Annotated in this window: 1 protein-coding gene; it reads right to left on the bottom strand. The window is 63.9% G+C overall.

The genetic code is table 11. The features are described 5' to 3' along the window. Positions 1 to 221, bottom strand: a 221-nt coding sequence (locus SB786_RS37460; RefSeq protein ID WP_410731744.1) for a hypothetical protein, incomplete at its 3' end; no start/stop codon positions are given. Positions 222 to 241: the final 20 nt, after the last annotated feature.

Below are 241 nucleotides of genomic sequence, written 5' to 3' on the forward strand. Positions count from 1 at the left end.
ATGGGAATGGGGGTTCCCCAGAAGCGCTGGCGGCTCAGCAGCCAGTCACGCAACCGGAAGTTGACGAATTTTTCGCCCGTTCCGAGCTTTTCGAGGATCGCGACGGCGGCCGGGATGCCCTCCGACTTGGACAGGCCGTCCAACTCACCGGAGTTCTTCAAGGTGCCTTCGCCCGCGGTAGCTACCCCGGTCTCAGCCGGGTCTTCTTCCCCGGTATCCACGACTGCACGCACCGGCAGGT

It is taken from the genome of Burkholderia sp. SIMBA_062, assembly GCF_046534765.1.
Lineage (GTDB): Bacteria > Pseudomonadota > Gammaproteobacteria > Burkholderiales > Burkholderiaceae > Burkholderia > Burkholderia ambifaria.